Origin of the sequence: Citrobacter sp., assembly GCF_050252275.1 — a bacterium.
In the GTDB taxonomy this organism is placed as follows: Bacteria; Pseudomonadota; Gammaproteobacteria; order Enterobacterales; family Enterobacteriaceae; genus Citrobacter_A; species Citrobacter_A amalonaticus.
In genome coordinates, this window is the sequence record NZ_JBFWLF010000104.1 from 1 (window position 1) to 13,569 (window position 13,569).

Genomic DNA, 13,569 nt, shown 5'->3' on the forward strand with positions numbered 1-13,569 from the left:
TTTCCAGCGGGATGGAGTTATTTGGCGAGAAAATTGTCGCCACCTGGATAGCACTGACCATTATTCTGCTGAGTATTGTGTTACTGCTGGCTTATATTCGTCATGCGCGACGCCATCCCACCCCGCTTATTTCGTTGTCACTGTTTAAGACCCGCACTTTCTCCGTCGGCATTTCCGGTAACCTGGCAACCCGTCTGGGAACAGGATGTGTGCCGTTCCTGATGCCATTGATGCTACAGGTAGGATTTGGCTTTCCGGCGCTGATTGCCGGTTGCATGATGGCGCCCACCGCGCTGGGTTCAATACTGGCGAAGTCGATGGTGACGCAGGTACTGCGCCGTCTGGGTTATCGAACCACCCTGGTGGGCATTACGGTCTTTATCGGATTGATGATTGCGCAGTTTTCTCTGCAATCTCCCGCCATGCCCGTCTGGATGTTGATTCTGCCGTTATTCATTCTCGGGATGGCGATGTCGACGCAATTCACCGCAATGAACACCATTACGCTGGCCGATCTGACCGATGATAACGCCAGCAGTGGCAACAGCGTACTGGCCGTTACGCAACAACTGTCCATCAGTTTAGGGGTAGCGATAAGCGCGGCGGTGTTACGCATTTATGAAGGGATGGAAGGAACCAATACGGTCGAACAGTTCCACTACACCTTTATAACGATGGGTGCGATTACGATCGTGTCAGCCCTGATGTTCATGTTGCTGAGAGCCAAAGATGGCCGCAACCTGATCAAAGAGCGACACAAACCTACACGGAACCCCGCGCCATCAAAACAGGAGTAAGTTGCAAACGCTGCTGTTGTAGGGCGGGTTGCGCCATCCGATGAATCAGAACATCGATGGCCAGCTCACCCAGTTCATCTTTCGGCTGATGAATCGTGGTAAGCGGCGGCGTCATGTAACGCGCCAGTTCGATGTCATCGTAGCCAATCACCGCCATGTCCTGCGGAATTCGCAATCCGGCCTGGTACAACGCCTGATAGGCGCCGACGGCCATGGCATCATTGCCGGTAAACACAGCGTGGGGCCGATGTTGATGCGAAAGCAGTTTCTGCATGGCCTCAAACCCACCGCCAAATTCAAAATCACCGGTAATTTCGTAACCGTCCGGGATATTCAGCCCGGCACGCTTCATCGCTGCGCGATACCCTTCCAGACGCAATCGCGCCGGGGTTTTATCCAATGGCCCGGTAATGCAGGCAATACGGGTAAAGCCTTTATCAATCAAATGCTGTGTAGCCAGGTCGCCGCCAAGCAACGAGTTATCCTGAATAAGATCGCTATCCCCATCGCCATCAAAAGGCGACCAGTCCATCATAACAGTAGGGATAGAAGGATAGCGCTGCATGATCTCACGCGATGGCTGGTGTGTTTCGGTACAGAGCAACAGTAAACCATCCACCCGCTTTTGCATCAGGGTTTCCAGATTACGGTTCATGCGCTGCTCATCGCCTTCAGTATTGCATAACACCAAGCTATAGCCGCGTTCAAAACAGCTGCGCTCAACGCCACGCACCAGTTCGGAATAAAAAGGGTTGGTACTCGCTGTAATCAGCATGCCGATGGTGCGCGTCTGATTCAGCTTCAGGCTGCGCGCCAGCGCAGAAGGGGCGTAATTTAATGACTTGATCGCCGCATCGACTTTTTCAGTTATCGCTTCACTGACAAAGCGATCCTTATTAATGACATGCGAAACGGTTGAAGTGGAAACGCCCGCCAGGCGGGCAACATCCTTCATGGTAGCCAAGCGTTACCTCTGCTGACCTAAAAACGCCTCAATTTCTTCACGCCACGGCACGGAAGGCTGTGCTCCTTTACGGGTCACCGCAATTGCCGCAGCGGCATGCGCAAAGCGGATTGCGTCAGACAACGGTTTTTCTTCCAGCAGAGCGGTGATCAGCGCGCCGTTGAAGGTATCGCCCGCAGCGATAGTATCGACAGCGTCAACTTTAAATCCAGGTATCCGACTGCCTTCGCCATTCACACTGGCCCAGACACCCCGGCTTCCTAATGTAATCAATACGGTACGAATGCCTTTTGCATGCAGCGCCTGGGATGCTTTCGCTGCGTCTGCATCAGTTTCGACACGGATCCCCGTCAGCTTTTCCGCTTCGGTTTCGTTGGGGGTGATGATATCCACCAGCGCCAGCAGTTCGTCGGATAACTCACGCGCCGGAGCCGGGTTCAGCGCCACAATCGTATTGTTTTGCTTTGCGATCTTCGCAGCCGTCAACACGCTTTCTATCGGCGACTCCAGTTGCATCAACAATGCAGATGCCTGAGCAATGCGCTCACGCTGCGCCTCAACGAATGCAGGGGAAAGCGCCGCATTAGCGCCAGCATGGATACCAATAACGTTTTCACCGTCGCCGTTCACAAAAATCAGCGCCACGCCGGTGGACTCACCGCTAATGACACTGATCGAATCGACGTCAATGTTGTCACTGACAAGCTGTTTACGGATGTTACTTCCGATATCGTCATCGCCCGTACAGGCAATGAACGCAATATTTGCCCCACTGCGACCCGCAGCCACAGCCTGATTCGCCCCTTTACCGCCAAAAGCCACCTGATAGTGATTTCCGGTGACGGTTTCGCCTGGCGTAGGGAATGTTTCAAGGTTCAGGATATGGTCGGCATTAATGCTGCCTAGAACGACAAGACTGCCTGCGGTTTTCATGTTCGGGGTGTCCATCTGAGATCGCCACCGGTATTACCCGGTGGCGTATGCCACACATTTCTTTATATTTAGTCCCTCAGGCGACACGCGGTCGCCTGAATCGCCAGTTACTGCTTGATGACCAGCTTCAGGTCAACTGGATATTTGGCCTGAACTTTCTCGCCTTTCAGCACCTTATCCGCTGTCTCAACGCCTTTCGCGCCGATCTGGTCCGGTAACTGTGCGATAGTCGCAGCCAGTTTGCCATCATTTACCGCTTTTTCGCCATCAGGCGTACCGTCAAATCCGACCACCATCACATCAGATTTACCTGCGGTTTGCAGAGCACGCAGCGCACCCAGCGCCATTTCATCGTTCTGTGCAAAAACAGCCTGCACGTCCGGATGCGCAGTCAGTAGGTTCTGCATGACGTTCAGACCCTTAGTGCGGTCGAAATCTGCCGGCTGACTGGCCAGAACGTTAAATTTGTGTGCCGCAACGGCCTGCTGGAAACCTTCACCACGCTCACGCGCCGCGGAAGTCCCGGCAATACCTTGCAGTTCAATGACTTTTGCGCCTTCACCGGCTTTTTTGGCGATGTAATCACCGGCGATTTTCCCGCCCAGCACGTTATCAGATGCGATATGGCTGACGACGTCACCTTTAGTTGCCTGGCGGTCAAGGGTAATCACCGGGATATTCGCCTGGTTCGCCATCTTCACTGCGTTACCCACCGCGTCGGAATCCGTCGGGTTGATCAGCAGAATTTTAGTACCACGTACGGTTAAATCCTGAACGTTCGCCAACTCTTTCGCCGGGTTGTTCTGAGAATCCAGTACCACCAGGTTGTAACCCAGCTTGTCAGCCTCTTTCTGCGCCCCATCTTTCAGCGAGACAAAGAACGGGTTATTAAGCGTGGAGACCACCAGCGCAATGGTATCTTTCGCCATTGCGTTCGCGCTCACGGTGGCGCTTAGCGCAACAGCAGAAACCAGGGTAGCCAGTTTTTTCATGTTCATATTTAAGATGTCCTGTAGTCGTTGTTACTGCTTTTTGTTGTCTACCAGTACCGCCAGCAAAATCACCACCGCTTTGACGATCATCTGGTAATAGGAGGAAACACCTAACAAATTCAAACCATTATTGAGGAAACCCAGAATTAATGCGCCGATCAAGGTCCCAACAATACGACCTTTGCCGCCCGCCAGACTGGTCCCACCCAGCACAACGGCTGCGATGGCATCCAGCTCATAGCCCGTACCGGCAGTCGGCTGGGCAGAGGAGAGGCGCGCCACTTCAATGATACCCGCCAGCGATGCCAGCAGCCCACACAGTGAATAGACGATAATCTTGATTTTACTGACGCTAATGCCAGACAGACGCGTTGCCGCTTCGTTACCGCCCAGCGCATAGATATAGCGACCCAGACGAGTGTGGTGCAACATGTACCATGCCGCCAGGAAAACAATACCCATGATCCAGACCGGCGTTGGAACCCCCAACGGACGACCGATACCGAACCAGCCAAACAGATCGGCATTATCGGTAAAGCCCGTATTAACCGGACTCCCGTTGGTGTACACCATCGTCACGCCGCGCAGCAGTAGCATCATGACCAGCGTGGCGATAAACGCCTGCACGCGGCCTTTCGCCACAATCACACCTGTGACTGCGCCAACAGCGGCACCTAATGCCAGGGCAGCGGCAACGGCCACCAGCGCGTTAACTTCAATCCCTACAATTGAAGCCGCCACCGCGCCAGTGAGCGCCAGCAAGGAACCGACAGACAGATCGATACCCGATGTCAGGATCACCAGTGTCATCCCCACCGCCATAATGGCGTTCACGGATGTCTGTTGAAGAATGTTGAACAGGTTATTGACGGTAAAAAAGTTAGGGCTCAACGTCGAGACAATCGCGATCAGCACCAGCAGGGCAATGAGCGACTTCTGCTCCATCAACCACGCTTTGGTGAAATAACGGCGACCAGAAACAGCCTGGGTAGTCATCTTTTTTACTCCTGATTCACGCGATTAAGCTTGCCTACAGCGGCAGCCATCAGAACTTCCTGGGTGGCCTGCTCGCGAGTGAATTCACCGCCGAGATGCCCTTCATGCATGACGATAATGCGATCGCTCATGCCTAATACTTCTGGCATCTCAGAGGAGACCAGAATGATGCTCAGGCCGTCGGCCTTAAACTGGTTAATTAACTGATAAATTTCTTTCTTAGCCCCCACGTCCACGCCGCGGGTAGGCTCATCGAGGATCAGCACCTTCGGACGGGTCATCAGCCCACGGGCAATCGCCACTTTCTGCTGGTTGCCGCCGGACAGCAGACCGATAGCCTGTTCCATCGACGGCGTCTTCACGTTGAACAGGCGGATAAAATCGCTTACCGCCTGTTGCTCATCCTTATGCTTCAGACTGCCGCCGCTGCGACTGAAATAGCGCAGCGCGGTCAGCGACATATTCTCTTTTACCGACATACCGAGCACTAAACCGTCGCGCTTGCGGTCTTCAGAAATATAGACGATACCGTTCGCCAGTCCGTCCTGCGGAGAACGAGTGATCACTTCATGCCCGTCGAGCGTGACATAACCACTGGTGCGTGGCAGCGCGCCATACAGAACCTTCATCAGTTCGGTACGCCCGGCTCCCATCAGGCCCGAGATCCCTAATATTTCACCTTTACGCAGAGTAAAAGAAACATCGTTCACGCCGGGTCCGCACAGGTTATCGACCTTCAGACGGATGTCGCCAGGCGCTTTATCCAGGCGCGGATACTGCTCTTCGAGCTTACGTCCCACCATCATCTCTATCAGGGAGTCTTCGGTCAGCGAGGCCACTTCACGTTCGGCAATAAACTGCCCGTCGCGGAAAACGGTCACGTCATCGCAAATCTCGAAGATCTCTTTCATGCGGTGAGAAATATAGACAATACCGCGCCCCTGCGACTTCAGTTCGCGGATCACGCGGAACAGGGATTCGGTTTCGGTATCGGTGAGCGCATCCGTTGGCTCATCCATAATGATGACTTTCGACTCAAAGCTCAGCACTTTGGCGATCTCGACCATCTGCTGGTCGCCAATCGACAATTCACCAACCAGGCGGTCGCTCTTAAAGCGCAGATTGAGTTTAGCTAACAGGAGATCCGCTTCGGCATACATTTTCTTCCAGTCAATTTTGCCAAAGCGGTTAACGAATTCGCGGCCAAGGAAAATATTTTCCGCAATGGTGAGCTGTGGGATCAGGTTAAGTTCCTGATGGATGATGCCGATACCGGCTTCCTGGGACGATTTAGGGCCATTAAAGGTGGTTTCTTTACCCAGCCACAACAGCGAACCCGCATCACGGGTATAGATACCGGTCAGCACTTTCATCATGGTGGATTTGCCGGCACCATTTTCCCCCACCAGCGCCATCACGCGGCCGGGATAAACATTGAGTGCGGCGCCGGATAGCGCTTTCACGCCAGGGAACGCTTTATCGATCCCTTTGAGTTGCAGTAATGCGTCCATGACAGCCTCAGAAAGTGACGCCAGCACAGAGAATGATATTCGCATACGGGGAACACTCCCCGCTGCGAATTACCGCCTGACTGTCTGCGGTTTGTTTTTTAAATTGTTCATGCGTGGTGTAACGAATTTCTATGATATTTCCCTGGTGTTGTTGCAGTTGCTCGATATGGCTGAGCAACGTTTCGTGGAGCTGCGGATTATGTTGTTTAATTTCCGTCGCGAGAATGGCCGACTCAACCTGCATTTCACGGGTCACCACATCCAGTACCTGCATAAAAGAAGGTACGCCCTGGGTTAATGCCATATCAATACGCGTAGTTCTGTTCGGGATGGGTAAACCTGCATCACACACCACCAGCGTATCGGTATGCCCCAGACGGGAGATCACCGATGAAATCTCTGAATTGAGTACAGTGCCTTTCTTCATTTTCTTACTCCACTAGCGAAACGTTTCGCTGGTATTGAGTGTAGTCTGAGAAATGAGCAAATAACCATCATTACGTAACAGATTTGTGATCACCGTCGAAACGTTTCGCTAAGTGAAATGGAAAGAGAGACAAAGCAGAGCTGGACGGGAAGAAAAATGCCGGGCAAGCGTTGCGCTGCCCGGCTGGATGAGCATGTTAAATCTCGACCTGTGTCCCCAGTTCAATCACGCGGTTAGGCGGGATCTCAAACTGGTCAGGCGCGCGCAGCGCGTTACGCTGGAGAAGCAGATACAGCTTGCCACGCAGACGCAAATACCAGGGGCGTTTGCCGACGATTAACGACTCGTGCGACATAAAGAACGACGTTTCCATCATCCGGCAACTCAACCCTTCCAGACCACAGCGATGGAAGACTTCTTCAACATTCGGCGTTTCACGCCAGCCATAGCTGGCAACGACGCGCCAGAAGGTTGGCGACAGCTGTTCAATCTGCACACGACGGACGTTATGCACGTACGGCGCATCTTCAGTCCGCAGCGTCAGCAGGATCACTCGCTCATGCAATACCTTGTTGTGCTTGAGATTGTGCATCAGAGCAAAGGGGATCACATTCAGCGCGCGAGACATATATACCGCAGTTCCCGGCACGCGTACCGGCGGGGATTTCTCCAGCGAGGCAATCATCGCTTCCAGAGAATTACCGTGCTCGTGCATACGACGCAGCAGGCGGAAACGTTCGCTCTTCCAGGTGGTCATGATGGTGAACATCACCAGACCCAGCGATAACGGTAACCAACCACCAGACAGCAGTTTGTCGAGGTTTGCCGAGAACAACGGAATATCAATACACAGGAACGCGACGAGAATCAGCGCCACGAAGTACTTATTCCAGTGCCAGTTTTTACGCGCCACGGTGGTTGAGAGAATCGAGGTCAGCACCATCGTGCCGGTCACGGCAATCCCATACGCCGCCGCCAGGTTACTGGAGTGTTCGAAGCTGACAATCACAATGACCACTGCGATATAAAGCATCCAGTTGACGAACGGAATGTAGATCTGTCCGGACTCCATTTCTGACGTATGAATGATACGCATGGGCGACAGATATCCCAGGCGAACCGCCTGACGCGTCAGCGAAAAGACGCCTGAAATCACCGCCTGAGAGGCGATCACCGTCGCCAGCGCCGCAATGATCAGCAGCGGAATCAACGCCCAGTCCGGCGCCAACAAGAAGAACGGGTTTTTAATCGCTTCCGGATGCTTTAACAGCAGCGCGCCCTGACCAAAGTAGTTGAGCACCAGCGAAGGCAGTACCACGGTGAACCACGCCAGACGGATGGGGAACTTACCAAAGTGCCCCATATCGGCATACAGCGCTTCGACACCGGTAATCGACAGAACCACCGCGCCAAGCGCAACAAAGGAGACGGTTTTATATTCCAGAAAGAAATGCACCGCCCACATCGGGTTCAACGCCTGCAGCACTTCGGGGTTGGCAATAATGCTGCGCAGGCCAAGCACGGCCAGAATCAAAAACCAGGCCAGCATGATAGGCGCAAATAACTTCCCCACCATCCCGGTACCGTGCTTCTGAATCATAAACAGCAGCGTCAGGACGATTATCGACAGCGGGACAATCCAGGTATCCAGCTGCGGCGCAACGATCTCCAGACCCTCAATGGCCGACATCACCGAGATGGCCGGGGTGATCACCACCTCACCATAAAAGAAGCTGCCGCCGATTAAGCCCATGATGACCAGCATAGAGGTCGTTCGCGCGGAGGTATTACGCCCCGCCAGCGACATCAGCGTCAGGATCCCCCCTTCACCAGCGTTATCAGCACGCATGACGAAAGTCAGATACTTAATCGAAACAACAAAGATGAGTAGCCAGAAAATCAGCGACAAAAAACCAAAAACGGCATCACGTTCAACGCCAAAACCAAACTGACCGGACAAACATTCACGAAGTGTATAAAGTGGGCTGGTACCAATATCACCGTAGACAACCCCAATGGCTGCGAGGGTAATCGCAGACAATGATTGCTTATTATCAGTGCTCATAGACTAGTCTTTCATATATAAAGAAATGTGTGCGTAGTCCCTTGGCCCACAAAAAGCGCACAGTATGCACGATTCCAAGCAAAATCGTACCCCTAAATGAGACCAGATTAACCTGGCTCAAAGAAAAATAAACAGCCTCCCGAACAAGTTCAGCCTGTGAACCGAAACGTCTATACTCGCTGTTAACGCAGTACATTTATGAAAGGACGCCACTCTATTATGGCTCACCCACATTTATTAGCGGAAAGAATTTCCCACCTGAGCAGCGCGCTGGAAAAAGGTCTCTATGAGCGCAGTCACGCCATTCGGCTTTGCCTGCTGGCCGCCCTGAGCGGCGAAAGCGTTTACTTACTTGGCCCTCCAGGGATCGCCAAAAGCCTGATTGCCCGTCGGCTGAAATTTGCCTTCCAGAATGCGCGGGCGTTTGAATATCTGATGACGCGTTTTTCCACGCCGGAAGAGGTTTTTGGCCCACTCTCTATTCAGGCGCTTAAAGATGAAGGTCGTTACGAACGCTTAACCGCCGGTTATCTTCCCGAAGCGGAAATCGTCTTTCTTGATGAAATCTGGAAAGCGGGTCCGGCAATCCTCAATACCCTGCTGACTGCGATTAACGAACGTCACTTTCGCAACGGCGCGCACGAAGAAAAAATCCCTATGCGCCTGCTGGTGGCCGCCTCCAACGAACTACCGGAAGCAGACAGCAGTCTGGAAGCGCTGTACGACCGTATGCTGATCCGTCTGTGGCTGGACAAAGTGCAGGACAAAGCTAACTTTCGCTCCTTGCTGGTAAGCCAACAGGACGAAAGCGAAAACCCGGTTCCCGCCTCACTACAGGTGAGCGATGAAGAGTATTACCGCTGGCAGAAAGACATTGGCGCAATTACGCTGCCCGATCATGTTTTTGAGCTGATTTTTACGCTGCGCCAGCAGTTGGATAATCTGCCGAATGCGCCTTACGTCTCAGACCGTCGCTGGAAAAAAGCGATTCGTCTGTTACAGGCAAGCGCCTTCTTTAGCGGGCGTGACGCCGTTGCCCCTATCGATCTCATTCTGCTGAAGGACTGCCTGTGGTACGACGCTCAGAGCCTGAACCTGATGCAGCAACAGCTCGAAATATTGATGACCGGACACGCCTGGCAACAGCAAACCATGCTGACGCGCCTCGGCGGTATCGTCCAGCAACGCATTCAGTTACAGCAGCAACAAAGCGATAAAACCGCGTTTACCGTGCTGCGTCAGGGTGGCATGTTCAGCCGTCGTCCGCATTACGATTTGCCCGCCGAGGTCACTGCGACAACTCTAACGCTACTTCTGCAAAAACCCTTGAAATTGCATGATATGGAAGTGATCCACATCGCTTTTGATCGCAGCGCGCTGGAGCAATGGCTGGCGAAAGGGGGCGAGATCCGCGGTAAACTCAACGGGATCGGGTTTGCTCAGACGCTGAATATGGAAGTCGATAGCGCCCAGCATCTGGTTGTGCGCGATGTGAGTCTACAGGGCACGCGACTGGCGCTTCCTGGTTCGTCGGAAGAAACCATGCCCGGCGAAATCAAGCAGCAGCTGGAGGCGCTGGAAAACGACTGGCGCCAGCAGCATACCCGCTTTAGCGAACAGCAAAAGTGCCTGTTTATTCATAGCGACTGGTTAGGTCGTATTGAGGCCAGCCTTCAGGATGTCGGTGAGCAGATCCGTCAGGCGCAACAATGCTGACACTGGATACACTCAATGTCATGTTAGCCGTCAGTGAAGAGGGGATGATCGAAGAGATGATCCTCGCGCTGCTGGCCTCGCCACAGCTGGCGGTCTTTTTTGAAAAATTTCCCCGTCTGAAAGCGGCAATCACGGACGATCTACCGCGCTGGCGCGAAGCGCTTCGTCGGCGGCTTAAAGATGCACGCGTACCGCCTGAGCTGACGGAAGAGGTGATGTGCTACCAGCAGAGCCAGCTTCTCTCTACCGCGCAGTTCATCGTCCAGCTTCCGCAAATATTGACGCTATTACACCGGCTGCACTCGCCGTATGCCGAACAGGCGCAGCAACTGGTGGACAGCAACACGATATTCACCCCCGCTCTGCATACGCTCTTTTTACAGCGTTGGCGCTTAAGTCTGGTGGTGCAGACCACCACGCTTAATCAGCAATTGCTTGAAGAGGAGCGTGAGCAGTTACTGAGTGAAGTTCAGGAACGAATGACCCTGAGCGGGCAACTGGATCCGGTTCTGGCAGAAAACGAAACCGCCGCAGGCCGCCTGTGGGATATGAGCGCCGGTCAGCTCAGACGCGGTGATTATCAACTGATCGTTAAGTACGGTGATTTTCTGCGCGAACAGCCGGAGTTGATGCGACTGGCAGAGCAACTGGGGCGTTCCAGAGAAGCCAAATCCGTTCCGCGAAAAGATGCGCCGATGGAGACCTTTCGCACGCTGGTGCGCGAGCCCGCAACGGTTCCTGAGCAGGTTGATGGTATTCAGCAAAGTGACGATATTCTGCGTCTGTTGCCACCGGAACTGGCCACGCTCGGCATAACAGAACTGGAATATGAGTTCTACCGGCGGCTGGTGGAAAAACAACTGCTCACTTATCGTCTGCACGGTGAAGCCTGGCGCGAGAAGGTCACTGAACGACCGGTGATTCATCAGGATTTCGATGAACAGCCGCGCGGGCCGTTCATTGTGTGCGTTGACACCTCCGGCTCAATGGGGGGCTTTAATGAACAGTGCGCAAAGGCCTTTTGCCTGGCCCTGATGCGCATTGCCCTTGCCGATAACCGTCGTTGCTTCATCATGCTGTTTTCCACCGAAGTGGTGCGCTATGAGCTTTCCGGCCCACAAGGCATTGAGCAGGCTATCCGCTTTCTGAGCCAACGCTTTCGCGGCGGTACGGATATCGCCAGCTGTTTTCGCGCCATTATTGAACGCATGCAGGGACGAGAGTGGTTTGATGCCGATGCGGTGGTGATTTCAGATTTTATCGCCCAGCGGTTGCCTGACGAAGTGGTGAGTAAAGTCGGAGAGCTGCAGCGGGTTCATCAACATCGCTTTCACGCGGTGGCGATGTCAGCACATGGCAAACCCGGCATCATGCGCATTTTCGATCATATCTGGCGCTTTGATACCGGGATGCGAAGCCGCCTGCTCAGACGCTGGCGGCGATAAGATTACAGCAGCGAAGCAACGCTTTCACGGACCTGTGCAGGCCATACACCGCACTGAACCTGACCTATGTGCGGCAGTTGCAGCAGCAGCATGGTTAAGCGCGACTGACCAATGCCGCCGCCGATAGTCTGCGGCATTTCACCGCGCAGCAGCGCCTGGTGCCATTCCAGACTCAGACGATCTTCATCACCGGTAAGCTTAAGCTGATGTTTCAGCGCGTCGGCATCGACACGGATGCCCATGGAAGAGAGTTCAAACGCATCTTCCAGCACCGGGTTCCAGACCAGAATATCGCCGTTCAGACCGGCATACCCCAACTCGGATGCGGAGCTCCAGTCATCATAGTCCGGCGCACGAACGTCATGGCGGTGGCCATCGCTGAGCTTACCGCCGATCCCCACCAGGAAGACCGCGCCTAACTCTTTGGCAATCGCACGTTCACGACCTTTTGCATCAAGACCCGGATAACGGCTCAGTAATTCCTGGCTGTGAACAAAGTGGATCTGCTCTGGCAGGAACGGTGCCAGACCAAATTCTTTGCTTACCGCTGCTTCGGTCGCTTTAATTCCCGCCCAGATAGCCTCTACCGTGCTTTTCAGAGTGGAGAACTGACGCTCACCGTCGCCCATCACGCGTTCCCAGTCCCACTGATCGACATACACTGAGTGGAGCGGGGAGAGACGATCTTCATCCGGGCGCAGGGCTTTCATGTGCGTGTAGAGCCCTTCGCCAGCGCTGAAGTCGTGTTGTCCCAGTGTTTGACGCTTCCACTTCGCCAGCGAATGAACCACTTCGAACTGGGCATCTGGCAGCGCTTTCACTTTCACCTGCACCGCTTTTTCACAGCCCGACAAGTTATCCTGCGTGCCATCCCCTACACGGCTGAGGATCGGTGCCTGGACTTCAATCAGACCCAGACGCTCCTCCAGTTGACGAGAGAAGTGAGATTTCACGAAGCTAATTTGGCGTTGTTTGGCAATGTAAGCGGTTTTCATTTTTTTACTCCTGCGTCCTGTTGCCTATGATTAAGCAACAAAATGGGGGCAATATTCAATAATCAACAAACAAAAAGCCGTATTCAATTTTGATTCATTAAAATTAACCGCTAAAATAGAGTGAATCATTAATACACATAAGAAAAAGCGATGGAAAATTATCAGATCGACAATCTGGACCGCGGCATTCTTGATGCCTTAATGGAAAATGCCCGTACCGCCTACGCCGAACTGGCAAAACAGTTTGGCGTCAGTCCGGGGACCATTCACGTGCGTGTGGAGAAAATGAAACAGGCGGGGATCATCACCGGTGCGCGCATTGACGTCAGCCCGAAGCAACTCGGTTATGACGTCGGCTGCTTTATCGGCATCATTCTCAAAAGCGCCAAAGACTATCCTTCGGCGTTGGCCAGACTGGAAAGCCTGGATGAAGTCACTGAGGCGTACTACACCACCGGCCACTACAGCATCTTTATTAAGGTCATGTGCCGGTCGATCGATGCCCTCCAGCATGTACTTATCAACAAGATCCAAACAATTGATGAAATTCAGTCCACCGAGACGCTGATCGTCCTGCAAAACCCGATTATGCGTACCATCAAGCCGTGATCGCCTTTTTTAATCCCACATTTTTCCACAGGTAGATCCCAGCTCACTCACAGCGTACAATAGCCCTTCTTTAACAGGATGGGCTTGTATGGCTGACATAACTCTTATTAGCGGCAGCA

Annotated in this window: 12 protein-coding genes; 4 read left to right on the forward strand and 8 right to left on the reverse strand. The window is 53.3% G+C overall.

The features are described 5' to 3' along the window. Positions 1-797: MFS transporter (locus tag AB7E14_RS10865; protein ID WP_428169517.1), on the forward strand; the 797-nt coding region annotated here is incomplete at its 5' end. On the opposite strand, the gene rbsR is transcribed toward AB7E14_RS10865, so the two are convergent. The 7 genes from rbsR to kup form a co-directional block, all read right to left on the reverse strand. Then, positions 763-1,761 (reverse strand): ribose operon transcriptional repressor RbsR, encoded by a 999-nt coding sequence (gene rbsR, locus AB7E14_RS10870; protein WP_080343289.1) that lies wholly within the window; start codon positions 1,759-1,761, stop codon positions 763-765. The genes AB7E14_RS10865 and rbsR overlap by 35 nt on opposite strands. A 3-nt stretch (positions 1,762-1,764) precedes the next feature. Continuing rightward, positions 1,765-2,694, reverse strand: coding sequence for a ribokinase (gene rbsK, locus AB7E14_RS10875; protein ID WP_044256214.1), 930 nt, complete (start codon positions 2,692-2,694; stop codon positions 1,765-1,767). Between the two features lie 107 nt (positions 2,695-2,801). Beyond that, on the reverse strand, positions 2,802-3,692 hold the full coding sequence (gene rbsB, locus AB7E14_RS10880) for a ribose ABC transporter substrate-binding protein RbsB (RefSeq protein ID WP_042998766.1): 891 nt from the start codon (positions 3,690-3,692) through the stop codon (positions 2,802-2,804). 24 nt (positions 3,693-3,716) lie between these two features. Further along, a complete protein-coding gene (gene rbsC / locus AB7E14_RS10885; RefSeq protein WP_042998765.1) occupies positions 3,717-4,682 on the reverse strand; it encodes a ribose ABC transporter permease in 966 nt (321 codons plus the stop codon). 5 nt (positions 4,683-4,687) lie between these two features. After that, positions 4,688-6,193, reverse strand: a complete 1,506-nt coding sequence (rbsA, locus tag AB7E14_RS10890; RefSeq protein WP_044327109.1) for a ribose ABC transporter ATP-binding protein RbsA — start codon at positions 6,191-6,193, stop codon at positions 4,688-4,690. Between the two features lie 7 nt (positions 6,194-6,200). Continuing rightward, a complete protein-coding gene (gene rbsD / locus AB7E14_RS10895; protein WP_222167435.1) occupies positions 6,201-6,620 on the reverse strand; it encodes a D-ribose pyranase in 420 nt (139 codons plus the stop codon). A gap of 196 nt (positions 6,621-6,816) precedes the next feature. Continuing rightward, on the reverse strand, positions 6,817-8,685 hold the full coding sequence (kup, locus tag AB7E14_RS10900; protein WP_042998762.1) for a low affinity potassium transporter Kup: 1,869 nt from the start codon (positions 8,683-8,685) through the stop codon (positions 6,817-6,819). A gap of 219 nt (positions 8,686-8,904) precedes the next feature. Here kup and ravA point away from each other — a divergent pair, with 219 nt between their 5' ends. Together ravA and viaA are read left to right on the forward strand one after the other, a co-directional pair. Then, the gene (gene ravA / locus AB7E14_RS10905) at positions 8,905-10,401 is read left to right on the forward strand and encodes an ATPase RavA (RefSeq protein WP_428169518.1); all 1,497 of its coding nucleotides are present in this window, start codon (positions 8,905-8,907) and stop codon (positions 10,399-10,401) included. After that, positions 10,395-11,846 (forward strand): ATPase RavA stimulator ViaA, encoded by a 1,452-nt coding sequence (gene viaA, locus AB7E14_RS10910; protein ID WP_061069420.1) that lies wholly within the window; start codon positions 10,395-10,397, stop codon positions 11,844-11,846. The genes ravA and viaA overlap by 7 nt, the downstream gene beginning before the upstream one ends. Before the next feature lie 2 nt (positions 11,847-11,848). Here the strand turns inward: viaA and asnA are convergent, their stop codons facing one another. Continuing rightward, a complete protein-coding gene (gene asnA / locus AB7E14_RS10915) occupies positions 11,849-12,841 on the reverse strand; it encodes an aspartate--ammonia ligase (RefSeq protein ID WP_044268167.1) in 993 nt (330 codons plus the stop codon). Positions 12,842-12,991: 150 nt separating this feature from the next. Between asnA and asnC the strand changes: the two genes are divergently transcribed. Beyond that, entirely contained in the window at positions 12,992-13,450 is a 459-nt protein-coding gene (gene asnC, locus AB7E14_RS10920; RefSeq protein ID WP_042323573.1) for a transcriptional regulator AsnC, read from the forward strand. The last annotated feature ends 119 nt before the right edge of the window (positions 13,451-13,569 follow it).

Coding starts and splice junctions, on each gene's coding strand:
- rbsC (WP_042998765.1), bottom strand. CDS start 4,682: ATGACTACCCAGGCTGTTTCTGGTCGCCGTTATTTCACCAAAGCGTGG.
- kup (WP_042998762.1), bottom strand. CDS start 8,685: ATGAGCACTGATAATAAGCAATCATTGTCTGCGATTACCCTCGCAGCC.
- ravA (WP_428169518.1), top strand. CDS start 8,905: ATGGCTCACCCACATTTATTAGCGGAAAGAATTTCCCACCTGAGCAGC.
- asnA (WP_044268167.1), bottom strand. CDS start 12,841: ATGAAAACCGCTTACATTGCCAAACAACGCCAAATTAGCTTCGTGAAA.
- rbsA (WP_044327109.1), bottom strand. CDS start 6,193: ATGGACGCATTACTGCAACTCAAAGGGATCGATAAAGCGTTCCCTGGC.
- rbsD (WP_222167435.1), bottom strand. CDS start 6,620: ATGAAGAAAGGCACTGTACTCAATTCAGAGATTTCATCGGTGATCTCC.
- rbsK (WP_044256214.1), bottom strand. CDS start 2,694: ATGAAAACCGCAGGCAGTCTTGTCGTTCTAGGCAGCATTAATGCCGAC.
- rbsB (WP_042998766.1), bottom strand. CDS start 3,692: ATGAACATGAAAAAACTGGCTACCCTGGTTTCTGCTGTTGCGCTAAGC.
- asnC (WP_042323573.1), top strand. CDS start 12,992: ATGGAAAATTATCAGATCGACAATCTGGACCGCGGCATTCTTGATGCC.
- viaA (WP_061069420.1), top strand. CDS start 10,395: ATGCTGACACTGGATACACTCAATGTCATGTTAGCCGTCAGTGAAGAG.